Source organism: Streptomyces sp. DSM 116795 (assembly GCF_055792905.1).
Genome location: NZ_CM147707.1, coordinates 6,157,276 through 6,181,435, shown reverse-complemented (window position 1 = coordinate 6,181,435; position 24,160 = coordinate 6,157,276). Strand labels below are relative to the sequence as shown.

Sequence of the window (24,160 nt, the reverse complement as noted above, 5' to 3'; positions counted from 1 at the left end):
CTCCCCGCTGCCGCGTGCGTGACGAGGAGGTGGCGGGTTTCTGTCACTGCGAAAGCTATATGCGCACAGCTCGATTCAGGGAATCGGGCGGAGACAGGGGGACGTACGGTCTCCTGTGGAGTCCCCACAGATACCCGCGGAAGTCGGCGCAGCAGCGGACGGCGGCGGCCGGGAGGCGCACGGGCACGAATAGACTCTGCGGCGACCCGATCCGTACCTAGCTCCAGGACAGAACGTGACACGCCTCGGCGACTCCGTACAGCGCGCCAGCGGCCTGCTGGCCCAGGACCTCTCCTCCGACACCACCGTCGAGCAGCTGCTCGCCGAGACGGGGTCGCGGCGCTATCTGGATCTGAGCGATCTCCCGGCGAAGGAGCAGGCCGCACTGATCGGTGCGCGCGCGGTGGAGGTCCTGCCGTCGGTGGAGAAGCTCGCCGAGGCGATCGAGGGGAAGCAGGCGCAGGGCAAGGGCCTGCATGTGAAGCTCGGCATCGACCCGACCGCCGCGGACGTTCATCTGGGCCACGCGGTGCAGATGATCATCCTCAGCCGCTTCCAGCGGATGGGCCACGATGTCACGCTGATCATCGGCGACTTCACGGCGAAGATCGGCGACCCGTCGGGGCGTACAGCCGAGCGGCCCGCCCTGACCGACGAGGACATCGCGAAGAACCTCTCCGGCTACCAGGACCAGGTCAGCCCGTTCTTCGACTTCGAGAACGTCAGCTTCCGCAACAACAGCGACTGGCTCGGTGAGATCGGCTTCGCCCAGCTGATCACCCTGCTCGCGCAGGTGCCCGCCTCGGCGCTGCTCCAGCGGGAGGACTTCCGCAACCGGCTCGCGCAGGGCTCCGGCCTGACGATGTCGGAGCTGATCTACCCCGTGGCGATGGCGCTGGACTCCGTCGAACTGGACTGCGACATCGAACTGGGCGGCGTCGACCAGCTGTTGAACATGCAGATGGGACGGCGGCTCATGGAACTGCACGCGCAGCGGCCGCAGATGATCGCCGCCATGCCGCTCATCGAGGGCACGGACGGCTCGGGTGCCAAGATGTCGAAGTCCAAGGACAACTACATCGGCCTGACCGCCGGCGCGGACGACGTGTACGGCAAGATCATGTCGATTCCGGACCGGCTGATGGTGCCGTACCTGCGCGCCTGGACCGAGTGGACGGACGCGGAGATCGACCAGGCGGTCGCCCGTATCGAGGCGAAGACGCTGCACCCGATGGACCTGAAGAAGGTACTGGCGGGCGATGTCGTCACGGCGCTGCACGGGGCGGAGGCGGCGAAGGCGGCGCGGGCGCACTTCACGGCGCAGTTCTCGAAGAAGTCCTTCGCGGACGTGGAGACGCTGCCGAGTGTGGACGCGGGCGAGCACGGCGGCGAAGGAATCGCCGCGATCCTCACGCGCGTCCTTGAGTTCACGCCCAGCGCTTCGGCCGCACGGCGCATCGCCAAGCAGAACGGGCTGCGGCTGGTGGTCGAGGCGGAGGGTGACGGCGAACAGCACACGATCGTGCTGCCGGAGGCGGACGCGCTGCGTCCGCTCGCCGAGGTGGTGCCCGAGAAGCTGGCCGAGGCCGGCGTCGGCGGGACGGTGTATCTCAAGGCCGGCCGGCGGATCGCGCAGATCGAAGGTCTCTGAGAGCGTCCGCGGGTGCGCCGTCGGGAGCGAGATCGCGTCCGAGAGCATGTCGCCTTCGGGGCGGGCGCGCCTTCCTGAACGAGCGCGCCGTCGTCGGCGAGGCGCTGCCGGCCCGGTGGCCCTCGCCCTCCGGAAGGGCGGAAGGGCGGAAGAGCGGGAGCGGCCTGCGCGCCTCACATGCGCTGCCGCTGCCCCCTCCTGTTCTTTCCCCTGATGCTCGCCCACAGCGGCGAGCCGAGCGCCACCAGCAGTACGGCGCCGCCCAGTTGGAGCCCGTGACGGATCCAGTCGAAGCCTCGGGTCACGCCCACGCCGGCCCATGTGGCGACCGCGTTTCCGAGGACGGCTCCCAGGAGGCCGAAGACCGCCGTCAGCCAGAGCGGGATGGCCTGCCTGCCCGGGATGATCGCCCGGGCGATGACGCCCAGCACCAGTCCCACGATGATCGCCCACAACCAGTTCATCGCACCTCCATAGGGGCACCGGCGCCTCCGTGGTGGGCCCTTGCGCCCTTGCCGGGGCCCGCTTGCGCCACGCGCCGTGCGCCGCCAGCTTGGCGCCGTACGGGATACGGCGCATTGCGGAGTAGCCCGTACGGACCCGGCCGCAGACCACCCGGTCCGCACTGCCGGTCCGCCCGGTCTCGAACCCGTCCGACCCGAGGCGTACGGTGAGAGGGGTTGCGGCACCCTGGCGGTGGGCCAGGCCGCCGGGCCCGGGTGAGGTGGTGAGAGTGATGCGGAAGCAGCGCGGAGCCGAGGTCTTCCAGATCACCGGAGCCCGCCAGTCGCTCGCCGACGACGTACGGGGCAGGCAGCGGCGCTATGTGATCTCGATGCTGATCCGGACGCTCTCGGTACTGCTGACCGTCATCCTGTGGAACGTGCAACGGCCGTTGGCCGTTGTGACTCTTGTGGTGGGCGCACTGCTGCCGTACGTGGCGGTGGTGATCGCCAACGCGGGCCGGGAGAACCCGACTTCGATGCCGTCGTCATTCGTGCCGACGCACACGCGGCCGGCGCTCACCGCGTCCGACGCCGTACCGGAAGGAAGCCGGGAGACGGCCGACGGGCCTGCCGGCGACCGCAGTTGAGTCTGCACGCGGCCTGCACGAGGTCTTCACGCGGCGCTCGCTCCGCATAAAAGCTCAAGAAAAGCTCAGATCAATCATGTTGTTCCGCTGCACCTCGCAGGGGTCCCCGTGCCATACTTCATAGGCGCTCCGCATCCCCCGTCGGAGCGACAGACCGACGCCGGGCGGCTCCCCCCGTGGCTGCCCGGCGTCGCTTGTCTCCGGACCCCGGGTGTTGGATAGGGGCCGTGTTTTCTTCGTCTTCGTCCTCACCGTTCCCCCCTTCCGGCACCGGTGAAGGCCCCGAGAGCCCGATCTGCTCCGCCAAGGGCTGCCGCGCGCCCGCCGTGTGGGTGCTGGCCTGGAACAACCCCAAGCTGCACACTCCCGAGCGCCGCAAGACATGGCTCGCGTGCGACGAGCACCGCGAGCACCTGTCGTCGTTCCTGGGTATGCGCGGTTTCCTCAAGGACGTGGTCCGCCTGGCGGACTGGGAGGAAGGCGGGGGCCGCCCAGGCCCCGGAGCGTCACCCGCCGATGGCTGACATCGGACGGTCGGGCTGCACGAAGGACGGGTCGTCGATGCCGGCGCCCGCCTTCTTGCCCCACATCGCCAGCCTCCAGCGCGAGGCGACCTCCCCGTCCTCCGCGCCGGAGCGCAGCGCGCCGCGCAGATCGGACTCCTCCGTGGCGAACAGGCAGGTGCGGACCTGGCCGTCGGCGGTCAGGCGCGTACGGTCGCACGCGCGGCAGAACGGCCGGGTGACCGAGGCGATGACGCCGACGCGGTGCGGACCGCCGTCGACGACCCAGCGCTCGGCGGGGGCTGCGCCGCGCTTCTCCTCGCCCTCGGGAGTGAGCGTGAAGTGCTCGTTCAGCGACTCCAGGATGTCCCCTGCTGTGATCATGCCGTCGCGCTGCCAGCCGTGCTGGGCGTCGAGCGGCATCTGCTCGATGAAGCGCAGCTCATAGCCCTGTTCCATGGCCCAGGCGAGCAGTGCGGGCGCCTCCGCCTCGTTGAGCCCCGGCATGAGGACGGAGTTGACCTTGACCGGGGTGAGGCCCGCTTCTTGCGCCGCGGCCAGACCGCGCAGCACGTCCGCGTGCCGCTTGCGGCGGGTCATGCGCTGGAAGACCTCCGGATCGAGCGTGTCCAGCGAGACGTTGACCCTGTCGAGGCCGGCGTCGCGAAGCGCGGCCGCCGTGCGTTCCAGCCCGATCCCGTTCGTCGTCAGGGAGAGCTTCGGGCGCCGCGGCAGTGCGGCGCAGCGCTCGACGATGCCAGTCAGCCCCGGCCGCAGCAGGGGCTCGCCGCCGGTGAACCGGACTTCCTCGACACCCAGTTCGGTCACGGCGATGCGGACCAGCCGGACGATCTCGTCGTCGGTGAGCAACTCCGGCTTCGCCAGCCACTGCAGGCCTTCCTCGGGCATGCAGTACGTGCAGCGCAGATTGCAGCGGTCGGTCAGCGAGACACGCAAGTCGGTGGCGACCCGGCCGAAAGTGTCGAGCAGCATTGCTGGCGGCCTTCCCACGGTTGTGCCGATGCTTCGCAGCGTACGGGACGCCACCGACATTCAACAGATCGTTGAAGCCGGTGGCGTCCCGCAACTGTGGCGCTCAGAGCGCTCCGTGGCCCGTCAGCGAGCGCACCTCCAGTTCCGCGTGCTTCTTGACCGCCTCGTCCTCCTTGCCGAGGACGGATCCGAGCCAGCCCATCAGGAAGCCGAACGGAATCGAGATGAGGCCGGGGTTGGCCAGCGGGAAGTAGGCGATGTCGGCGTCGGGGAACATCGCGGTCGGTGCGCCGGTGACGACCGGCGAGAACAGCACCAGCACCACGGACGAGGTGAGTCCGCCGTAGATCGACCACAGCGCGCCCTGCGTGGTGAACCGCTTCCAGAAGAGGCTGTAGAGGATCGTCGGCAGGTTCGCCGACGCGGCGACCGCGAAGGCGAGTGCCACGAGCCCGGCCACGTTCAGGCCGCCGGCGAAGATGCCGAGGCCGATCGCGACGCCGCCGATGATCACCGAGGAGACACGCGCGGCGCTGACCTCCTCCTTCTCGGTCGCCTTCCCCTTCCGGATCACGTTCGCGTACAGGTCGTGCGCGAACGACGAGGACGAGGCGAGCGTGAGCCCCGCGACCACCGCCAGGATCGTGGCGAAGGCGACGGCCGAGATCATCGCGAGAAGGATCGCCCCTCCGGTCGAGTCGGCACCGCCGCCGATCTCCTGTGCGAGCAGTGGAGCCGCGGTGTTGCCCGCCGGGTCCGACTCGGTGATCGTCTTCTGGGAGAGCAGCGCCGCGGCGCCGAAGCCCAGCGCGATGGTCATCAGGTAGAAGCCGCCGATGATGCCGATCGCCCAGTTCACCGACCTACGGGCGGCATTCGCCGTCGGGACGGTGTAGAAGCGGATCAGGATGTGCGGCAGGCCCGCGGTGCCCAGGACGAGCGCGAGGCCCAGCGAGATGAAGTCGATCTTCGAGGTGGTGCTCACCCCGTACTTCAGGCCCGGCTCCAGGAAGGCGGCCCCCTTGCCGCTGTTCTCGGCGGCGGCGCCCAGCAGGCTGGAGAGGTTGTAGTTGAACTTGTGGAAGACCAGCACCGTGACGACGAGCGTGCCGCCGATGAGTAGGACGGCCTTGATCATCTGCACCCAGGTGGTGCCCTTCATGCCGCCGATGGTCACGTAAAGGATCATGACGACACCGACGAGCACCACGATCAGGTTCTTGCCCGTCTCACCGGAGATGCCCAGCAGCAGTGCGACGAGGGCGCCCGCGCCGACCATCTGGGCCAGCAGGTAGAAGATCGAGACGATGATCGTCGAGATGCCGGCCGCCGTACGGACGGGGCGCTGCCGCATCCGGAAGGCCAGGACGTCGCCCATCGTGTAGCGGCCGGAGTTGCGCAGCGGCTCGGCGACGAGCACGAGGGCGACCAGCCAGGCCACGAGGAACCCGATGGAGTAGAGGAAGCCGTCGTATCCGGACAGCGCGATCGCACCGGCGATGCCGAGGAACGAGGCGGCCGACATGTAGTCGCCGGAGATCGCCAGACCGTTCTGGAAACCGCTGAACTCGCGGCCGCCGGCGTAGAAGTCCGTGGCGTCCTTCGTCCTGCGGCCGGCCCACACCGTGATGCCCAGGGTGAGCAGGACAAAGATCGTGAAGAGTGTGACGATCAGAGTGCGGTGCTGGCTCGCACCCTCGGCCGCGAGCTGCAGCTGCCCCGATGACGAGGCCAGCGAGTGCGTGAGGCTCATGCTTCACCGTCCAGACGGTCCTTGATGGCCTTGCCCTTGGGGTCGAACTTGGCCGCAGCGTGACGGGAGTACCACCAGGCGATGAGGAAGGTGGTCAGGAACTGGGCGAGCCCAAGGACGAAGGCGATGTTGATGGTGCCGACGACCTTGGTCGCCATGAACCCGCCGGCGTAGTTCGACAGCAGCACGTACAGCAGGTACCAGGCGATGAAGCCCACGGTGAGGGGAAACGCGAATGACCGGAAAGCGCTTCGCAGCTCTCCGAACTCGGCGCTCTGCTGCACCTGCGCGTAGTCCGTGCCACCCGGTGGCGCGGACCTCTCGTTCTCTGGTGCTGAGTCCACGGCAACTCCAGTCGATGTGAGTCTTCAGTGAGGAAAAGAGCAGGTCGGGGTGTAGATGCCAGCAGTGCAGTGCGGCGCATCGTAGATCTTCACAAGGGTTCGGCAACAGGGGGAGGTCTTTGAATCACGGAAGAGTTATCGAAGACAAACCTGCCCATCTTCGGGATTCCGTTGCTGAGCGGCACCGACCGGCGCTAAGTTCCCATCTCTGTGGTCAACTTCGGACAACATGGAGATCCCATGGATTCTCAACCTTCCAGGCGGTGGCGAAGACTCGCGATGCCGCTGGGACTGGTTCTCACTGCTTCGCTCGGACTGGCGGGAGCCGCCGTGGCCAGCGGACAGGACGCGCCCGCATCCTCGAAGAAGGACGGCGAGAAACTGAGCTACGTCGTCAACACCGAGGCAGACGCCGGCACGGTCAAGCGCGTGAAGAAGGAGATAGCGAAAGCGGACGGCAAGGTCGTCACCGCGTACGAGATGATCGGCGTCATCGTCGCGCACTCGTCGAATGCGAAGTTCGGCGCCACCATGCGCTCGGTGAAGGGTGTGGAGACGGCAGGCGCGACCCGCACCGCTCCCCTCAAGGCCGCCGCCACCACGGATGTGGGGAAGCCGAAGTATCTGGAGGTGCCGAAGTCGGCGACCGGCGCCGAGGCCAAGGCCAGGGCCGAGGCGGAGGGCAAGGAGCCCCTTGAGTCCCTGCAGTGGGACAAGCGGGCCATCAGGGCCGACAAGGCGAGCAAGATCAGCGAGGGCAGCAAGGACGTCACCGTCGGTGTGATCGACACCGGTGTCGACGACACCCACCCGGATCTTCAGCCCAACTTCGCGGCCGACCAGTCCGCGAGCTGCGTGGGCGGCAAGGCCGACACCAAGGACGGCGCCTGGCGCCCCTTCGACCCGGCCAACGACTACCACGGCACGCACGTGGCGGGCATCGTCGCCTCCCCGCGCAACGGGGTCGGCATCGCAGGTGCCGCACCGGGCGTGAAGGTCGCCTCACTGAAGGTGTCCGAGCCGGAGACCTCGCTCTTCTACAGCGAAGCGGTGGTCTGCGCGATGGTCTTCGCCGCCGATCACGGCGTCGAGGTCACCAACAACAGCTACTACACGGACCCCTGGCTCTACGCCTGCCCCGACGACCCGGACCAGAAGGCGATCGCCGACGCCGTCGGCAGGGCCGTGAAGTACGCGACCGACAAGGGCGTCGCGCACGTCTCGTCCGCGGGCAACTCCTCGCACGACCTCGCCGCGAGCGAGATCAAGGACGACAGCAGCCCCAACGACACCAAGCCCGTCGAGCGCACCATCGACCCGGCGGAGTGCCCGGACCTCCCGAGCATGCTGCCCGGAGTGACCTCGGTCTCCTCCACCGGCGGTGAGGACGGCAAGTCCTACTTCTCCAACTACGGGCTGGACGAGGTCGACATCTCGGCTCCGGGCGGCGACCGCCGATACCAGACGCCGAAGGATCCGGCCAAGGACGGCGGCGTGCTCTCGACCATGCCGGAGGGCGACTACGCCTACCTGCAGGGCACTTCGATGGCCGGACCGCAGGTCGCCGGCGTAGCGGCGCTCATCAAGAGCAAGCACCCGGAGGCCTCCCCGAAGGAGATCGCCTGGATGCTGAAGGCGCAGGCGAAGAGCGTTGCCTGCCCGGACGAGTACGACCCGGACGGCAAGGGCACGTACAAGGCCGACTGCACCGGCCTGAAGGGCAACAACAGCTTCTACGGCCACGGCATCGTCGATGCCCTCGCGGCGGTCAAGAAGTGAGAACACCTGCGGCACGGTGAACGGCGGTGCCCGCGCCGCCTCTTGACCTCTCCGGTCAGGAAGTGACGCGCGGCGCCGGCGCATCGGCCGGTGAGGGGCCGGGCTGCTCAGGCGGCCCGGCCTCTTGCGTGCCACGGGCGCCCTCCGTGTGCGTGCCGCCGGCGCTCTCCGTGCCCGTACCGCCTGCGGGCTGCTCGGCGGGAGCCCAGCCGGGCCCGCGGAAGAGCCTTCCGGCACGCTCGTTCCAGCTGCGCGCCGCGCGCAGGTCGCGTCCGATCGCTGCGTACTCGTGCGTGGCCACACGCAGCGGGTTGAACGTCGAGATGTTCTTCGTGAGCCCGAAGACACAGGGCTCGGTCTCCGGTGTGAAGGAGCCGAAGAGCCGGTCCCAGACGATCAGGATCCCGCCGAAGTTCCGGTCCAGATAACCGCCTTGGGAAGCGTGATGGACGCGGTGGTGCGAGGGCGTGTTGAAGACGAACTCGAAGGGACGCGGCAGCTTGTCGATCCGCTCCGTGTGGATCCAGAACTGGTAGACGAGGTTCACCGACGAGCAGAAGGCGAGCGCCGCCGGATGCACGCCGAGCGCGATCATCGGCACGTAGAAGGGCCAGACAGTCCAGGTGGTCCAGGGCTGGCGCAGTGCGGTGCTGAGGTTGAACTTCCGGCTCGAGTGGTGCACCACATGGCAGGCCCACAGGATGCGGATGACGTGGTGCCCGCGGTGCGACCAGTAGTAGAAGAAGTCCTGCGCGAGCAGCATCAGCGGCAGCGTCCACCACTCGATCGGCACGCGCAGCGGCGTCAGCTCGTAGATGCCCACGTAGATCGCCACGATCGGGATCTTCCACAGGGCGTCGAAGACGAGGCTGCCGAGCCCCATGCTGATGCTCGTAGTGGCGTCCTTGGCCTCGTATCCGGCGGAGTCCTCGTCCGGATGGAGGCGGTAGCTCACGATTTCGACCACCGTGAGCAGAATGAAGGCCGGTATCGACCAGAGAACGACGTCAGGCAACTGAGACGGCATGTCAGCAAGGTAAGCGCGGACGGCGTCCCCCGCCAGGGGTTGTTACCGACTAGTACAAACTGAGTGGCCGTCAGCTCTGCCGCAAGAACCCACCGCTCCCCCGGCGCGCGACGCGCTCCGGCGCGCTGCACACGGCTCCGATGTTCGCGTCCGCGCGTGCTTCCACGAGCGCCTCCGCGTGCTTCCGCCTTCGCTGCCGCGTTTGCTCACGCGTTTGATCCCGGCCCGAACGCCCCGTGTGTGCACGAACGTTGACGCACGGTCGGAACTTCTCCCTGATGATCCGCTTGCGGGACACCCGCTCGGCAGGCCCCGCGGGAAGTGTCAGTGCCGCCCCGTATTCTCTGTGACCATGCTCGAAGACCAGACGGCATTCCCGGGCGAGCCCGAGGACGAGCCGGCGGCAGCCGGCCGTATCCCCGCTCAGTGGCCGGCCGTCGGCGCCGGAGCCGGGCCCGTCTGGCCCGACGGCTACCCGCACGGCTACGCGGTGGTGGATGTGGAGACCACGGGCCTGGCCCGCGACGACCGCATCGTCTCCGCCGCCGTCTACCGTCTGGACGCCCGGGGCGAGGTCGAGGACCACTGGTATTCGACGGTCAATCCGCAGCGCGATCCGGGCCCCACCTGGATCCACGGCCTCACCTCCGAAGTCCTCGCCGACGCACCGCTGTTCACGGAGATCGCCGACGATCTGGCCACCCGTCTCGACGGCCGCGTCCTCGTCGCGCACAACGCCGTCTTCGACTGGTCGATGATCGCGCGGGAGTACGCACGTGCGCGGCGCACCCCGCCCGTCCGCCAGCGGCTGTGCACCATCGCCCTCGCCAAGCAGCTCTCGCTCCCGCTTCCCAACCACAAGCTGGAGTCGCTCGCCGCGCACTACGGCGTATCCCAGCACCGCGCGCACCACGCCCTCGACGATGCACGCGTGCTGGCCGAGGCGTTCCGGCCGAGCCTCCATCTCGCCGTCCAGCAGGAGGTGCGGCTGCCGCTGCACGCCTGCCGGCCGCTGTCGGAGTGGCCGGAGCGGCCGGGGCCACGTCCGGAGGGCACCGGCGGCTTCTTCGGGGGCCGGCGCAGCTGGGGCGTGACGGGTCCGCATCCGTACGGGTACGGCTGGCGCCGCTCACGGAAGCGGCCCGCGTGCCCGTATCCGAACCCGGGGCGGTTCGAGCAGGGCGGCCGGCTCGTGCAGGGGATGCGGGTGGCCGTCTCGGGTGACACCTCGGTCGACCGCGAGCTGCTGGAGGACCGGGCGACGGAGGCTGGGCTGCACATCTCCTCCCATGTGTCGCGCCTGACCAGCCTGCTGGTCACCAACGACCCGGAGGCCCTCACCTCGAAGGTCGTCAAGGCGCAGGCGTACGGCACGCCCGTGCTGGACGAGGCGGAGTTCCACCGGCTCCTGCAGGACGTGGCCCCAGCATCGGAGCTGTGAGCACCGGGGAGTACCGTCGTCAGACGTGTACCGCTTCCTGTTGTCCAGGCAGTGGGTGACTCTCACCCTTCTCGGCCTCGCACTCATCCCCGCGATGATCAAGCTGGGCTTCTGGCAGCTGCACAGGCACGAGTCGCGGGTGGCGCACAACGAGCTGATCTCCTCAAGCCTCGCGGCCGGGCCCGTGCCGTTCGACCGGCTCAGTGGCCTCCGGCACGGCCCCGCGGAGGACGACCAGTTCCGTACGGCGAAGGCCACGGGGCGCTACGACACCGGCCACGAGGTCGTGGTGCGGCAGCGTACGGGAGCCGACGAGAAGTCGATCGGATACTTCGTCGTGACTCCGCTGATCCGTGACGACGGCAGTGCGGTCCTGGTCAACCGCGGCTGGATCGAGGCGGGCGGCGACCTCACCCGCTTCCCTGAGGTGCCCGCTCCGCCCCGCGGCGAGGTCACCGTCACCGGCCGCGTCATGACGGACGAGACGAGCGAGGCCAGCGGCATCAAGGACAAGCCCGGGCTGCCGCCCCGCCAGGTGATGCTGATCAACAGCCGGCAGCAGGCGAAGACGCTCGACCGTCCCGTGCTGCACGGATACCTCCAACTCACGTCCACTTCGCCGAAGCCGGAAGCAGGGCAGCCGCAGCGGATCCCCGAGCCGGACCACAGCAGCATCGGCGCGCACATGGCATACGCCGTCCAGTGGTGGCTCTTCGCCGCGGGGGTGCCGGTCGGCTGGGTGGTCCTGGTACGCCGCGAACGCCGGGACCGTCAGGCCGCGAACGCGGCTGGACCCTCGCCGGAGGCGGGCACCGCGGGCACCGCGGGCGTGGGGAACGCCGCGGACGTGGGCAGCGCCGCGGACATGGCGGACGGTACCGCCCCGGCGCGGCCCGGCGGCGAGCCGGAGACCGCCCCCTCCGCGGCCCCGGCAGGAGGCCGTACGGGCGCGGACTGACCCCCCGTGCGCGCACCGGGGTGCGGTGCAGCACACTGTGAGCCATGGATCTCGGGCTGAAGGACCGCGTCTACGTCATCACCGGAGCCACCCGCGGACTCGGTTACGCGACGGCGGAAGCGCTCGTCGCCGACGGAGCCAAGGTGGTCGTCTCCGGCCGTACCGATGAGGCCGCCACCGAGGCCGCCGCGCAGCTCGGCGCGGGATCGGCCGTCGGGATCGGCGCCGACAACGCCTCACCGGACACCGCCGAGCGCCTCATCGAGACGGCCAAGAGCCGCTTCGGGCGCTTCGACGGCGTGCTGATCAGCGTCGGGGGCCCGCCCGCCGGCGTACCGGCCGACTCGCTCTCCGACGAGCAGTGGCAGTCCGCGTTCGAGACGGTCTTCCTCGGGGCGGTGCGGCTGGCCCGTACGGCCGCCGGCGAGCTGGGCGAGGGCGGCGTCATCGCCTTCGTCCTCTCCGGTTCGGTGCACGAGCCGATTCCGGGGCTCACCCTCTCCAACGGCCTGCGCCCGGGGCTGGCCGGCTTCGCCAAGACCCTCGCCAACGAGGCGGGGCCGCTGGGCATCCGCGTGCTCGGCCTGCTGCCGGGCCGCATCGACACCGAGCGGCTGCAGTACCTGGACTCGCTCTCCGGCGACGGCAACGCCGCGCGCGAGCGCAACGAGGCCACGATTCCGCTGCGCCGCTACGGAACTCCGGCGGAGTTCGGGCGTACGACGGCGTTCGTGCTGTCACCGGCGGCGTCCTATCTCACGGGCGTCATGCTGCCCGTCGACGGGGGCGCCCGGCGCGGGTTCTGAGCCGCGCAACGACGACCGCACGCACTCCGCAGCACAACGAAGGGCCGGAGAGGGCCGGGGCAGCCGCCGTCGAAGACGGCGAGCCGTCAGACCACCCGCTCCGGGCGGTGCTTGGCGGCGCTCAACCGGACCTCTGCCGGCAGTCCGTCCAGCGACGCCGAGGTCCGTGCGTGTTCGAGCGCCTCGCCGGTGACGCGGCCCAGTACCGGCCCCGGCTCGGCGTGTGCCGAGAGCAGCAGTTCCACCGACGCGCGCGGAGAGGTGCGCCCACCGGTCAGGCGCACCGCCGCCTTGTCGACTCCGGGCAGGGAGGCGGCCTCGGCCTCCAGCACGTTGGAGAGCGCCCTTCCGCGCAGCAACGCGCCCTCGCCGTCGCCGCTTTCGACGAGGACCTCGCCGAGCCTGCGCCGGCGCAGCGCGGCGAGCAGCCACCACAGGAGCAGGATCACCAGCAGGGCCAGACCGCCGATCACGGCGGACCACCACCAGCTCTCCGAGCGCCATTGCCTGCGGTCGGCGCCGGACAGCAGGACGTCGTCCGGTTCCGTCCACGGCCAGCCCGAGGGCATGGCGAGGTTCCATTGCCGCGGCAGGTCGAACCCACCGGCGAGCAGCGCGAGTCCGAGAGCGAGCAGCAGCAGACCCGCCAGCGCCAGCAGCACCCGGTTGAAGCTCCGCAGGGCCCGGTCCATTCCGCTCACCGCTTCTTCGGACGCTGTACGTGCACGGACAGCCCCGGCTGGCGGGCCAGTCCGAGTTGCCGGATGCCCTCCCCCAGCGCGGAGTCGAGGTCTCCGCGTACCTCGTGCAGATCCCTGAAGTGCGCCTGGGCGTTCGCCCGTACCTTGCGCCGCCCCACTGCGACCCGCACGGACTGCACGCCGGACACCCGCAGGGCGCGGTCCCGCAGCACCAGCGAGGCGGCGCCGCGCTCCAACCCGGCCCGTACGCCGGCGACTTCGCGGCGCATGGGAAGCAGCCCGCGGCGCCCGGGCGTGACGGCGAGGGCGATCAGCCATACGCCGAGCAGCGCCACGACGGCGGCGGCCGCACGGACCTTGACATCGTCCACGGGCGTCGCCGCCATCTCGTCGGCGAGCGTACGTCGCCAGGCCATGGCGGAGTTGCCGATCCGTACGGACACCACGTCGTAGAGCAGCAGCCCCGCGACGGCGAGCGCCAGCAGCGCGACGATGCCGGCGGGCAGACGCCGCACCGACCAGAACCGCCTTGCGCGGCCCGCCTGTCCGGGCCGGCTGCCCGGGTCGTAGCCCGCGGCGGAGGTGGACTGCTCCAGGTCTCCCCCGCCCGCTCCCGGAGCCGCAGGCGGCTCCTTCTCCAGCGTCGGCAGCCGCTGGGTGCGCTCGTCGCTCACCGGACCCTCCCGGACCTCTCGCCGTCCAGCTGCTCGGAGTGCAGCCGTCCCACGCCCACGGCCACGTCCGGCACATCCATGCCGACCAATTCCTTTACCCGTGAAACGACTTGTCGACGCACCGCAGCACACTGCGCGCCGATGTCGGAAGGGTAGCCCAGCTCTACGAGGACCCGGACCCGGGCGGTCCGGTCCCGCACCCGGGCCGAGGCGCGGGGCCAATAACGGGGCCCGGGCGGCACTTTGGAGGCCGCCGGTGCGGTGCGGAGTGCCTCCCTCGCGGCCTGCACCGCGACCTTCACGACCACCCTCTCGACGACGGTGGTCGCGCCGCGTTCCGCTCCGTCCGTCTCCTCGCGTTCTGCGGGCTCGGTCCCGGGGGGTTCCGGCTCTTCCGCTTCCGCTCCGGTCACCGTCCTGGTCCCGTCATCTGCGCCGGCTCTCGTCACGCATGCGGAAGAAGTCGTCCGCTCGCAGATCACCGTCGAGGAAGCGGCCCACGACGAAGCCGAAACCGCCCAGCGCCGCCACGAGCAGGAAGGCACCGAACCCGCCGAAGTATCCGGCGAAGCCCAGCGCCATCCCTGCGATCAAGCCGATCACGGCCATGCTCATCGTGCGCCCCTTCGTTCAGTTCACCTGTGTGCGCGGCAGGTCGTCCGCCGCGCTGCTATTGCAGCCTCGTACGGCCGCCCGAGCCGCCCGACTCCTCTGATTCCTCGTCCTGTTCGTCGGGCAGCTTGACGTCGCTGACGGCGATGTTGACCTCGACGACCTCCAGGCCCGCCATCCGCTCGACCGCCGAGATGACGTTCTCCCGCACGGAACGGGCGAGATCGGCGATGGCGACCCCGTACTCGACCACGATCTCCAGGTCGAGAGCCGTCTGGAGTTCACCGACCTCGGCGCTCACGCCGCGCGCGGCGGACCTGCCGCCGCCGGGGACGCGGTCGCGCATGGCCCCGAACGTCCGGGCCATGCCGCTGCCCAGCGCGTGGACACCGGGCACGTCACGCGCCGCGAGGCCCGCGATCTTCTCGACGACTCCGTCGGAGATGGTGGTACGCCCGCGGCTCCCCGGCTCGGCCTTGGGGCGGCGGGTCTCCCCCGCGCCGTCGCGTGAAGCCGTACGCGATCCCTGACCCGGAGACTCGAACCGGTTTCCGGCCTTGGTGTCGGCCATTGCCTTCACCCCTTTCCGAGAAGGAAGCGGCCCTGAATCAGGGCTCTCGTGCCACATTAGGTCTGATTCATCCCGTTCGCCGTGTATGTACGCCCTTGCAGGACGCCCCGGGTTCCACCGGGTGGTGTACGGGAAGCCGTTGCCGGCACGCCGGCCGCACAGGATTCACAAGAGGACGGAGCGTGACCCGCATGGACGCCGAAGGGCTGTCACGGGCGGTACGGCAGCAGACCGGAATCGGACGGCTGCTGCCCCTCGGGGACGCGGCCGACGGATCGTGGCTGGCGGAGACCGCAGCGGTGACCACTCTGCGTACGGCCGCCTCGCGGGATCTGCCGGACGTACGGGTGGGCGCGCTGCGGCTCTCCGCGACGGACCCGGCGCGGGCGGTTTCTCCGGTCGTCACACCGCCTCCCTCGGCGCTGCCGCCGGGTCCGCTGCGCGTATACGCCGAGTTCGAATCGACGCCGCACGCACCGCTGACGACGATGGCGGAGCTGCTGCGCGCCACTCTGCTGACGGCGGCCGACCGGGAGTTGGGGCTGCGCGTGACCACCGTGGATCTGCGGATCACGGACCTGCTGGAGAACGGGGACGGACACAACGGCCACGGCTCCCCTGACACCTCCGCGCAGACCGCGGCCGGGAAGGGCGCGGGAAGGCGGCAGTACGGGCGGAGGGGGCACAGTCCCGGCGACGGAGAGCATCCGCCCGCCCCGGCGGACGACCCGCGCGGCACGGCGACGGCACAGGCCGTCATCGCCGTGCCGGGCGTCGCGCGTCTCGCGCCGGTGCTGGGATCGCCGCTCGGCGGCCTCCCCGCCGACGCCGTCGGCGTCACGGACGCAGTGGACCCGGACGGCCGTGCGGCAGGGAGGCATCTGCGCATTCAGCTGGCGATCACCGAGGGCTCACGGGCTCTCGACGTGGCCCGGACCGTACGGCGGGCCGCGGAGAAGGCGGCCGCCTGGGACGCGGAAGAGCCGGGGGTGCCGGTGACCGTGGCCGTACTGGTCAGCGCGATCGACCCGGCAGTCGGGAACCGGTGATCCGCGGGGCCGCCGGACGGCACGGAAGGCGTGCCGGGAGCGCACCCCGCTGATCACCGGGAGGGCTCAGCGGCGGGGCACGCCCGGCCCGGACCGCAGACCCGGCGCCGACCGGTCCGTTGATTCACCCGTCCCGGCTCACCCGGCCCGGCTCACTCGCCGATGCCTGCCAGGTCGCGGAGCCGGCGCGTCTGAGCAGCCCGCTCGGCGGCACACTGTTCGTCGTAGGTGCGCCCGGCGGCGCCCTGAAGCAGGGCCTTGGTCTCGACGACCGCGTTGCGCGGAGCGCCCAGCAGAGCGGCCGACAGATCGGCGACCGCGTCGTCCAGGTCCGCCGCGGGGACGACGAGATTCGCCAGCCCCGTACGCTCCGCCTCCGAGGCGTGCACGTAGCGGCCGGTGACGCAGATCTCCAGCGCACGCGAGTACCCGAGGATGGTCACGAGCGGATGCGTGCCCGTCAGGTCCGGTACGAGACCGAGGCTGGTCTCCCGCATCGCGAACTGCACGTCGTCGGCGCAGACCCGCACGTCGGCTGCCAGCGCCAGCTGGAAGCCCGCACCGATGGCGTGCCCCTGCACGGCGGCGATGCTTATGAGGTCGGCCCGTCGCCACCAGGCGAACGCCTCCTGGAAGCGGGCGATGGTCTCGTCGAGCGTCTCGTCGGATGCGTGCGCGAGATCGGCGAACGACAGCTCGCCGTCGATCCCCCCTGGGCTGAAGGCCTGTCTGTCCAGACCCGCTGAGAAGGACTTGCCCTCGGCGCGCAGCACCACGACCCGCACGTCACCCGGCAGGATGCGTCCGGCTTCGGTGAGGGCCCTCCACAGGCCAGGGGACTGGACGTTGCGCTTGGCCGGATTGGAGAGCGTGACCGTGGCCACGGCGCCGTCCACGGCGAGACGCACGCCGTCCTTGTCCAGCAGGGTCATCGACATCCTCCGGTGGTTACTCAGCGGTCAAGTAACCGAAGAGTAACCACCGGAAGCGATGCCTGGAAGCCCTGTCAGGCCGAGGCGGACTTCTTGCCTCGTGTCGCTCCGCCGCGACCCCGCAGGGCCACACCGGACTCGCTGAGCATTCGGTGCACGAAACCGTAGGAACGGCCCGTCTCTTCGGCCAGCGCCCGGATGCTCGCGCCGCCGTCGTACTTCTTCTTGAGGTCTGCCGCGAGCTTCTCGCGCGCGGTGCCGGTCACCCGGCTGCCCTTCTTCAGAGTCTCGGCCACCCGTGCCTCCTCATGGGAAGTGCGCTTTGTGACTCTCATGATCACCCCTCCCCCTGCTTCTGGCCACCCATTCGGCAAGGTCCGTGGAAGTGCCGTGACCGGCGGACTACGGGCCGTTCCCGGTGGAACGAGGGATTCCGGTGGCTGGATCTGCCCGGTCCGCGGCCGGGCTCCCGTGAACGTCCTGGTCAGCGAGGGAGATCTTCGTCACGCGGTCGCCACCGGGGCTTCTGTCACAGGTGCGTCGGCACGGCGGGCGGCCACGCCGGGATACGAGCCGCACTCACTCATATGAAGGATCAAGCGTCGGCCGAATGATCCAGCAGAGATTGATCAAGGAGGGGGCCGGACCGTCAGGCCAGGGCGACAAGATCGGCGTACTCGTCGTTCCACAGGTCTTCGACGCCGTCCGGGAGCATGATGATGCGCTCGGGCTCCAGCGCCGCGACAGCGCCCTCGTCGTGGGTGACCAGTACGACGGCGCCGGTGAAGGTGTGCAGGGCGCCCAGGATCTCCTCGCGGCTGGCCGGGTCGAGGTTGTTGGTCGGCTCGTCCAGAAGCAGCACGTTGGCCGACGAGACGACGAGCGTGGCCAGCGCGAGACGCGTCTTCTCACCGCCGGAGAGCACCGCGGCGGGCTTGTCGACGTCGTCGCCGGAGAAGAGGAACGAGCCCAGCGTCTTGCGGATCTCGACGAAATCCATGTCGGGTGCGGCGGAGCGCATGTTCTCCAGCACCGTGCGGTCCGGATCGAGGGTCTCGTGTTCCTGCGCGTAGTAGCCGAGCTTGAGGCCGTGCCCCGGTACGACCTTTCCGGTGTCCGGGTCCTCGATGCCGGCGAGCAAGCGCAGCAGAGTGGTCTTGCCGGCGCCGTTCAGGCCCAGGATGACGACGCGTGAACCCTTGTCGATGGCGAGGTCGACGCCCGCGAAGATCTCCAGGGAGCCGTAGGACTTGGAGAGGTCCTCCGCCATCAGCGGCGTCCTGCCGCAGGGGGACGGGTCGGGGAAGCGCAGCTTGGCGACCTTGTCGGACTGGCGCTCCTCCTCCAGGCCCGACAGCAGCTTCTCGGCACGGCGGGCCATGTTCTTGGCGGCGACCGCCTTGGTGGCCTTGGCCCGCATCTTGTCGGCCTGGGAGTTGAGAGCGGCGGCCTTCTTCTCGGCGTTGGCGCGCTCGCGCTTGCGGCGCTTCTCGTCGTCCTCGCGCTGGATGACGTACTGCTTCCAGCCCATGTTGTAGATGTCGATCGCCGAGCGGTTGGCATCGAGGTAGAAGACCTTGTTCACGACGGTCTCGATCAGGGCCTCGTCGTGAGAGATCACGATCAGGCCGCCGCGGTAGGTCTTGAGGAAGTCGCGCAGCCAGACGACGGAATCGGCGTCGAGGTGGTTGGTCGGCTCGTCCAGGAGGAGCGTGTCCGCGTCCGAGAAGAGGATGCGGGCGAGCTCGACACGGCGGCGCTGACCGCCCGAGAGGGTGTGCAGGGGCTGGCCCATCACCCGGTCGGGCAGGCCGAGGCTGGCGGCGATGGTGGCGGCCTCCGCCTCGGCGGCGTAACCGCCCTTGGTGAGGAACTCCGTCTCCAGCCGCTCGTACTTCTTCAGCGCCCGCTCGCGGGTGGCCCCCTGGCCGTGTGCGATGCGGTCCTCGTTCTCCCGCATCCGGCGCATGACGACGTCGAGGCCGCGTGCGGAGAGGATGCGGTCGCGGGCGAGGACGTCGAGGTCGCCCGTGCGCGGATCCTGCGGAAGGTAGCCCACCTCGCCGCCGCCGCTGATGGTGCCCGCGGCGGGGGCGGCCTCGCCTGCGAGGCACTTGGTGAGCGTCGTCTTGCCGGCGCCGTTGCGGCCCACGAGACCGATGCGGTCGCCCTTGGCGATACGGAAGGTCGCGGACTCGATCAGGATGCGGGCGCCGGCGCGCAGCTCGAGGCCGGTTGCGGTGATCACGGACTACTCCAGGCAGGGTGAGGTCGTACGGACGGGGACGGGCGCGTACGTACGTCGCTAATGCGTCAGGTGAGTAGCCATGCGGCAAGTCTAGCGGCGCACCGCAACTGCTTTCCCTGGCTGTGTCAGTGGCCGCTGCCACACTGCGGAGCGAGTGGGAGGCGTTCGCTGCCTCTGTGTGGAGAGGTCCGTGACCGTGGAGAGAGGCGAGTGGCATGACCGACGCACCGACGCTTTATCCGACGCTGCTCTACAAGGACGCCAAGGCCGCCATCGCGCAGCTGGAGGAGGCGTTCGGCTTCCGCCGTACCGCGCTGTACGAGACGGACGACGGCGCGGTCGCGCACGCCGAGGTCTCCTACGGCAACGGCGCCGTGATGGTGGGCACCAAGGGCACAGGCGGCGCCTTCGACGAGGCGATGCGCGGAGCCGGCCCGGTGGGGGTCTACGTGGTCGTCGCCGACGTGGACGCGCACTGTGCGCGGGCACGCAAGGCGGGCGCGGAGATCCTCGTGGAGCCCACCGACCAGGACTACGGCTCGCGGGATTACATGGCGCGGGACCTGGAGGGCAACGTGTGGAGCTTCGGCACGTACACGCCTGGCGGCTGAGCCGGTCCGCCTTCCGCGGGAGCGCCCTGTCCCGGCGGGGAGCGCCAGGTCCCGGCGGTCCCGGACCTGGCCCCGTCATCTGGGCGGGCAGACCTCAACGGCGTTGCACGAAGGGGCGGTTCCGGTCGGGGCCGCGGGCCCGGTGCCGTCGCTGTTGATGCCGCGTTGACGCTGCCGTGCCGACGAACGTTCTCCGCCGATGCGCCGACGGCCGGCGCACGAGCCGGGTGGCTCAGGCGGGGACATCCGCCGTCCCCTCAGCTCCACGGCGGGGCCTTGCCACGACACCCGAGCAACGGGGACGACGCCGAACGCGGCCCTGGTCCACCGGAGCAAGCACCGGGCCTTCACCTGGCATCGGCCTGCGGAAGGGGAGGCGCACCGCATGCCGACCGCGGCGAAGCCGTGCGCGAGCCGTGCGCGGGTGCGTCAGACGCCGCCCGTGTGCACCTGGAAGGCCGCGCGGCGCACCGCCTTCGCGAGGGCGGGGTCGGGGTGTGCGGCCGCGAGGGCGACCAGCACCTGCACGGTGCGCGGGTGTCCGACCGCGCGCACCTCCTCCAGCAGCTTCGGGACGGTGCCCTGCACCGCGGTCTCCAAGTGGTCGACGAGCAGCCGTTGTTCACCGTGGTCGGTGACGGCTGCCGCGGTGTCGACCCACAGCCACGTGGCCTCCTGACGGCTGAGCACCCCCGGTGCGCCGCCCGCGAGATCCTCCGGGTCGGCCCCGTCCAGTTCGGCGAGCCAGAGCAGCGCGTAAGGGCGGAGGGCCGGTTCCGCGGCTGCCTCCCGTACGGCCGGCTCGGCGGGAGCGCCCACGACGCGCAGGGCCTCGAAGGCCAGTCCGCGGATGAGGGCGTCCTCGCCGCGGGCCGCCGCCAGGAGTTCGGTGACGGCGGAGCCGCCTGAGCGGGCGGCGATCCAGGCGCGGTACTCGTCCCGTGCCGGGCCGGGCGTCAGCCGGGCGCAGCCGCGGAGCATGTCCTGGGCGGCCTGCTCGATGTTCCCGGCGGGGCTCTGGGCCGCGACACAGATCTGTTCGAGCTTGGTCCACACCGCCCAGTTGCCGAGTGGGGTGAGCACCGCCGAACCCTGCCGTACGGCGGTCTCCGCCGCTGCGTCCGGCGCTTCCTGCGTAACGGCGGTGGGCGCCCCCTGGGGGCGCTCCCCCTCGCTGCTCTGGGGGGACTCCCACCCGGCGAAGCCAGGGGAAGCGGTCCGGCGGAGTGCCCCCACGTCGGCGCAGCGGGTCAGGGCTCCCACGGCGGCGAAACCGTCGAGCGCCCAGTCGAGCAGGCCGGGCAGGAGCACCTGCTCGGAGTGGTCGGCGGTTTCGGAGGCGCCCTCCTGGGCGGAGGCCTCCTCGGCGGCGTCGCGCTCCGCGCGCAGCTCGGCCACGCGCTGGGCGAGCAGGTCGTGCAGCGCGGGGAAGGTGACGGGCCCGGCGGTCAGATGCATCACCGACAGCAACTGGGGTGCGGCTTCGACCACTTCGGCGACAAGCGCGGGGTCGGCGGGGGTCGGTGCCGGGTAGGCCAGGGACCAGGCGTCGAAGAGCGCCATCCAGCCGCGCAGCACCGCGCTGTCGTCGCGCTCCCATGCACGCAGCCGCCAGCCGGGGCGCGCGGTGCCGCCGTGCAGCTCGATGAGCCCGGCGAGACGGGCCCGGTCCCAGTGGGTGCGTACGTGTTCGACGGGCATCCGCAGGGCGGCGGCGGCCCGTTCACGTTCCGGTCCGCTGCCCGGGAGCGCCTCGTTCCGCTCGGCCCAGCGCGCGAGTACGACGGCGTCGGCGAGCGCGGCCCTGGCCTGCCGGGCGAGCTGCTCACGCGGCGGCAGCCCCTCGGGAGGCGGCGGAGCCGGACGCGCGCGGCGGGCGGTCACGGTGCGCCGGGCCGCGGCGATCGGCCGCGTGGGGACGAGGCGGAGCGGGTTGTCTCGCGGGGTACGGGACGGCGTCACAGGAGCAGTCTTCACGGTCGGCGGGGCAAACCCCAAACGGGGGCCCGGAATTGCCGGATCCGCTTCCTGCGGCGGGGCTGATTTCCACGCAGCGATGGGCATTTGAGGTGCCAAACCGGGCGGCGCCCGGTTGCCGCTCGCCTCCTCCGTACGGCACCGCCGAAGGTCCGGACGGCAGCCGCCGGCCGGGCTTCGGTCATGCCGCTGCCACTGTCCCGGGCCGTCTCCCGCAGGCAGTCCGTACGTCCCTCACGGTGAGCTACATCAGAGGCGTCAGGAACTGGCGCAGCCGCTCCTCGTACGCCTCGGGGTCCGCGTTCCACATCGCCGCGTGCGGAGCGCTGGGAACCGTGTGCAGAGTTACGAACTCCTCACGGGCAGCGGCCAGTTCCTTCGAACGCTGCCAAGAGGCGACGGTGTCGTCCGGTCCGTGCAGCAGCAGCGCCGGAACGTCCAGCGCGGCAGGGTCCGCGACCTGCCGGAGACGTTCCTGCTCCACGTGTGCACGCCCCTGCGCCGCCCGTACGGCCAGCGGCAGCAGCGCACGCGGAGTGCGGCGTGAGGCCGCCAGCGCACGCACGGTGGCCCACCAGTCCAGTACGGGCGAGTCGAGCACGAGGCCGGCGATCCTTCCGGCGCCACCGGCGCCCGAGCCGGAGCGGCGGCCGCCCAGCTCCTCCGCCGCGCGCAGCGCCATCGACGCGCCGCTGGACCAGCCGTGCAGGACGACTCGCGTGGCGCCGTTGCGCACCGCGTACTCGACCGCCGCCTCCGCATCGCGCCACTCCGTCCCGCCGAGGTGGCGTACGCCGTCGGGCGGGGGCGGTGCCCCGGCGTCGCCGCGGTAGGCGAGCCCGAGCACCGGGAGCTTCAGGTCCGCGTAGAAGGGGAGCAGGGGCAGGGCCTGTGCGGTGGTGGCGCCGAGGCCGTGCAGCGTGATGATCCAGGTGTCGCGCTCGCCGGGCATGAACCAGGCGGGCAGCGGGCCGTGTTCACCAGGCACCTCGACCGCGGCACGGGCGGCGGCGCTGCCGGCGAAGACCCCTTTGCGGTCCGTGCCGTGCACGCCGTGCATGCCGTCCGTTCCTTCCGTACCGGGCCCGCCGTCCGCACCGTCCTTGTCCTGGCCGGGGTCGTCCGCGCACACCTGCGGCGTGAACCACACCTTCGTGCCGGGCCTCAGTTCACCGTGCCCGACCCACTCCAGGCGGCGTACGACGGTGTCGGCGGGCGCCTTCGCGGGCTCGCCGTCCAGGACGGGGCCGACGACGGCGTGGCAGTCTCGCCCGACGAGCCCGTAGACGCCGGGGAGCTGCGCGGTCAGGGAGCGGGTGAGGGAGATCTGCCCGTCTTCGACGGTGTGCACGGTCAGCGGAGGCCCACCGAACCCCGCGGGCAGCTGCCCGCGCCCCGGCGACGACCCCGGACGAGCGGGCCGCAGGGCCGCGTCGGCGGCGTACCGTCCGGCGGCGACAGCCGCGGCACCGGCGGCCGTCACGGAGGTGGCGGCGAGGGCCGCGGTTCGCAGACGCATCCCGCCAGTGTCGGGGACGGAGCGACCGCCGGGCCAGTAGGAGGTGCCGCCCGGGTGTGCGAGACCCCGGCCGAGGCGCGGCCGAGGCGGCGGGCAGGGTGCCGGCGGGGTGGCCGGCGAATCGGGCGCGCCCCGGGCTCACTCCGGAGCGCGCCGCTGGCCGTACCCCTTCAACTTCTCCTTCACGCGGTCGAGTTCACCGTCCGGAATGAGCGAAGGCGTACGCCCGGGCAGCGACGAGGCCGCCAGCCAGACGCGGCACATCCACTCCAGCTGCGCGGTGCGGTCGTACGCCTGGGCCAGGTCGTCGCCGAAGGCGATCGTGCCGTGGTTCTGCAGCAGACAGGCGCTGCGCCCGGCGAGGGCGGCGAGCATGTGCCCGGCGAGTTCGTCGCTGCCGTAGGTGGCGTACGGCGCGACACGTACGGGGCCGCCGAGCTCGGCCGTCATGTAGTGCACGGCGGGAAGTTCACTGACGAGGGTGGACACGGCGGTGGCGTGCACGGCGTGTGTGTGCACGACCGCACCGGCGGAGGTGTGCCGGTAGACGGCCAGATGCATGGGGAGTTCGCTGGTCGGCGACAGGCTCCCGGCGGTGCGCCGCCCTTCGAGGTCCACCGCGCACAGGTCGTCGTCGTGAAGACGCTCGTACGGGACGCCGCTCGGGGTGACGAGCACCGTGTCCCTCACCCGCACGGAGACGTTGCCGGAGGTGCCCACGACGAGCCCCCCGTCGTTCGTACGGCGCGCGGTGTCCACCAACTCCCGCCAGGCGCTGAGCATTTCAGCCGATCCCACAGTCTTCTGCCTCCATCTCCCACGAACTTTCTGTGCCCCGTGCGGAGCCGCACGGGGGCGGCTGGAGAGGGCGAAGACGCGCACGGGACAGGGGGTGACGCCGCTCACAGTTGTCGTCGC

25 protein-coding genes are annotated in these 24,160 nt (G+C 70.8%); 9 read left to right on the top strand and 16 right to left on the bottom strand.

The window, feature by feature from the left end; genetic code table 11:
* Positions 1–235: 235 nt before the first annotated feature.
* Positions 236–1,651, top strand: a complete 1,416-nt coding sequence (tyrS, locus tag ACSMXX_RS26640) for a tyrosine--tRNA ligase (RefSeq protein WP_473181219.1) — start codon at positions 236–238, stop codon at positions 1,649–1,651.
* Between the two features lie 173 nt (positions 1,652–1,824).
* Here the strand turns inward: tyrS and ACSMXX_RS26635 are convergent, their stop codons facing one another.
* A complete protein-coding gene (locus ACSMXX_RS26635) occupies positions 1,825–2,115 on the bottom strand; it encodes a GlsB/YeaQ/YmgE family stress response membrane protein (RefSeq protein ID WP_473181218.1) in 291 nt (96 codons plus the stop codon).
* 272 nt (positions 2,116–2,387) lie between these two features.
* On the opposite strand from ACSMXX_RS26635, the gene ACSMXX_RS26630 reads away from it, so the two are divergent.
* Together ACSMXX_RS26630 and ACSMXX_RS26625 are read left to right on the top strand one after the other, a co-directional pair.
* A complete protein-coding gene (locus tag ACSMXX_RS26630) occupies positions 2,388–2,744 on the top strand; it encodes a DUF3099 domain-containing protein (protein WP_473181217.1) in 357 nt (118 codons plus the stop codon).
* A gap of 227 nt (positions 2,745–2,971) precedes the next feature.
* A complete protein-coding gene (locus tag ACSMXX_RS26625; RefSeq protein WP_473181216.1) occupies positions 2,972–3,268 on the top strand; it encodes a hypothetical protein in 297 nt (98 codons plus the stop codon).
* Here the strand turns inward: ACSMXX_RS26625 and moaA are convergent.
* The 3 genes from moaA to ACSMXX_RS26610 all read right to left on the bottom strand — a co-directional run bounded on the left by moaA (position 3,251) and on the right by ACSMXX_RS26610 (position 6,337).
* Complete coding sequence (gene moaA / locus ACSMXX_RS26620) at positions 3,251–4,240, bottom strand: GTP 3',8-cyclase MoaA (RefSeq protein WP_473181215.1); 990 nt, start codon at positions 4,238–4,240, stop codon at positions 3,251–3,253. The genes ACSMXX_RS26625 and moaA overlap by 18 nt on opposite strands.
* Positions 4,241–4,343: 103 nt before the next feature.
* A complete protein-coding gene (locus tag ACSMXX_RS26615; RefSeq protein WP_473181214.1) occupies positions 4,344–5,993 on the bottom strand; it encodes a solute symporter family protein in 1,650 nt (549 codons plus the stop codon).
* Positions 5,990–6,337, bottom strand: a complete 348-nt coding sequence (locus tag ACSMXX_RS26610) for a DUF485 domain-containing protein (RefSeq protein WP_473181213.1) — start codon at positions 6,335–6,337, stop codon at positions 5,990–5,992. The genes ACSMXX_RS26615 and ACSMXX_RS26610 overlap by 4 nt, the downstream gene beginning before the upstream one ends.
* A gap of 240 nt (positions 6,338–6,577) precedes the next feature.
* Here ACSMXX_RS26610 and ACSMXX_RS26605 point away from each other — a divergent pair, with 240 nt between their 5' ends.
* Positions 6,578–8,116 carry a S8 family peptidase gene (locus ACSMXX_RS26605; RefSeq protein WP_473181212.1) on the top strand — a complete coding sequence of 513 codons (1,539 nt, stop codon included), beginning with the start codon at positions 6,578–6,580 and terminating at the stop codon, positions 8,114–8,116.
* Between the two features lie 55 nt (positions 8,117–8,171).
* Here ACSMXX_RS26605 and ACSMXX_RS26600 read toward each other — a convergent pair whose 3' ends face one another.
* The gene (locus tag ACSMXX_RS26600) at positions 8,172–9,143 is read right to left on the bottom strand and encodes a sterol desaturase family protein (RefSeq protein WP_473181211.1); all 972 of its coding nucleotides are present in this window, start codon (positions 9,141–9,143) and stop codon (positions 8,172–8,174) included.
* A 352-nt stretch (positions 9,144–9,495) separates the two neighbouring features.
* Between ACSMXX_RS26600 and ACSMXX_RS26595 the strand changes: the two genes are divergently transcribed.
* Genes ACSMXX_RS26595 through ACSMXX_RS26585 form a run of 3 tightly spaced genes read left to right on the top strand, consistent with a single transcriptional unit; the run spans position 9,496 to position 12,348 of the window.
* A complete protein-coding gene (locus tag ACSMXX_RS26595; RefSeq protein WP_473181210.1) occupies positions 9,496–10,584 on the top strand; it encodes a DEDDh family exonuclease in 1,089 nt (362 codons plus the stop codon).
* 25 nt (positions 10,585–10,609) lie between these two features.
* Positions 10,610–11,542 carry an SURF1 family cytochrome oxidase biogenesis protein gene (locus ACSMXX_RS26590; protein WP_473181209.1) on the top strand — a complete coding sequence of 311 codons (933 nt, stop codon included), beginning with the start codon at positions 10,610–10,612 and terminating at the stop codon, positions 11,540–11,542.
* 44 nt (positions 11,543–11,586) lie between these two features.
* A complete protein-coding gene (locus ACSMXX_RS26585; RefSeq protein ID WP_473181208.1) occupies positions 11,587–12,348 on the top strand; it encodes an SDR family oxidoreductase in 762 nt (253 codons plus the stop codon).
* 86 nt (positions 12,349–12,434) lie between these two features.
* On the opposite strand, the gene amaP is transcribed toward ACSMXX_RS26585, so the two are convergent.
* Genes amaP through ACSMXX_RS26560 form a run of 5 tightly spaced genes read right to left on the bottom strand, consistent with a single transcriptional unit; the run spans position 12,435 to position 14,906 of the window.
* Entirely contained in the window at positions 12,435–13,040 is a 606-nt protein-coding gene (amaP, locus tag ACSMXX_RS26580; protein ID WP_473184986.1) for an alkaline shock response membrane anchor protein AmaP, read from the bottom strand.
* A gap of 5 nt (positions 13,041–13,045) precedes the next feature.
* Positions 13,046–13,723, bottom strand: coding sequence for a DUF6286 domain-containing protein (locus ACSMXX_RS26575; RefSeq protein ID WP_473181207.1), 678 nt, complete (start codon positions 13,721–13,723; stop codon positions 13,046–13,048).
* Positions 13,720–14,136, bottom strand: a complete 417-nt coding sequence (locus tag ACSMXX_RS26570; RefSeq protein WP_473181206.1) for an Asp23/Gls24 family envelope stress response protein — start codon at positions 14,134–14,136, stop codon at positions 13,720–13,722. Before ACSMXX_RS26570 ends, ACSMXX_RS26575 begins: the two co-directional genes overlap by 4 nt.
* 13 nt (positions 14,137–14,149) lie before the next feature.
* Positions 14,150–14,338 carry a hypothetical protein gene (locus ACSMXX_RS26565; RefSeq protein ID WP_473181205.1) on the bottom strand — a complete coding sequence of 63 codons (189 nt, stop codon included), beginning with the start codon at positions 14,336–14,338 and terminating at the stop codon, positions 14,150–14,152.
* A 55-nt stretch (positions 14,339–14,393) separates the two neighbouring features.
* Positions 14,394–14,906 carry an Asp23/Gls24 family envelope stress response protein gene (locus ACSMXX_RS26560; RefSeq protein ID WP_473181204.1) on the bottom strand — a complete coding sequence of 171 codons (513 nt, stop codon included), beginning with the start codon at positions 14,904–14,906 and terminating at the stop codon, positions 14,394–14,396.
* 191 nt (positions 14,907–15,097) lie between these two features.
* On the opposite strand from ACSMXX_RS26560, the gene ACSMXX_RS26555 reads away from it, so the two are divergent.
* Positions 15,098–15,955, top strand: a complete 858-nt coding sequence (locus ACSMXX_RS26555; protein WP_473184985.1) for a hypothetical protein — start codon at positions 15,098–15,100, stop codon at positions 15,953–15,955.
* Positions 15,956–16,107: 152 nt separating this feature from the next.
* Here ACSMXX_RS26555 and ACSMXX_RS26550 read toward each other — a convergent pair whose 3' ends face one another.
* The 3 genes from ACSMXX_RS26550 to ACSMXX_RS26540 form a co-directional block, all read right to left on the bottom strand.
* On the bottom strand, positions 16,108–16,887 hold the full coding sequence (locus ACSMXX_RS26550; RefSeq protein WP_473184984.1) for an enoyl-CoA hydratase/isomerase family protein: 780 nt from the start codon (positions 16,885–16,887) through the stop codon (positions 16,108–16,110).
* Positions 16,888–16,961: 74 nt separating this feature from the next.
* Entirely contained in the window at positions 16,962–17,183 is a 222-nt protein-coding gene (locus tag ACSMXX_RS26545) for a helix-turn-helix domain-containing protein (RefSeq protein WP_028435537.1), read from the bottom strand.
* A gap of 353 nt (positions 17,184–17,536) precedes the next feature.
* Positions 17,537–19,135: an ABC-F family ATP-binding cassette domain-containing protein gene (locus ACSMXX_RS26540; protein WP_473181203.1), complete on the bottom strand. Its 1,599-nt coding sequence runs from the start codon at positions 19,133–19,135 to the stop codon at positions 17,537–17,539.
* A 215-nt stretch (positions 19,136–19,350) separates the two neighbouring features.
* On the opposite strand from ACSMXX_RS26540, the gene ACSMXX_RS26535 reads away from it, so the two are divergent.
* Positions 19,351–19,746: a VOC family protein gene (locus ACSMXX_RS26535; protein ID WP_473181202.1), complete on the top strand. Its 396-nt coding sequence runs from the start codon at positions 19,351–19,353 to the stop codon at positions 19,744–19,746.
* Between the two features lie 429 nt (positions 19,747–20,175).
* Here ACSMXX_RS26535 and ACSMXX_RS26530 read toward each other — a convergent pair whose 3' ends face one another.
* The 3 genes from ACSMXX_RS26530 to ACSMXX_RS26520 form a co-directional block, all read right to left on the bottom strand.
* Positions 20,176–21,708, bottom strand: coding sequence for a hypothetical protein (locus tag ACSMXX_RS26530; protein WP_473181201.1), 1,533 nt, complete (start codon positions 21,706–21,708; stop codon positions 20,176–20,178).
* A 259-nt stretch (positions 21,709–21,967) separates the two neighbouring features.
* Entirely contained in the window at positions 21,968–23,242 is a 1,275-nt protein-coding gene (locus tag ACSMXX_RS26525) for an alpha/beta hydrolase (RefSeq protein WP_473181200.1), read from the bottom strand.
* Between the two features lie 138 nt (positions 23,243–23,380).
* Positions 23,381–24,025, bottom strand: coding sequence for a class II aldolase/adducin family protein (locus ACSMXX_RS26520; RefSeq protein ID WP_473184983.1), 645 nt, complete (start codon positions 24,023–24,025; stop codon positions 23,381–23,383).
* Between the last annotated feature and the right edge of the window lie 135 nt (positions 24,026–24,160).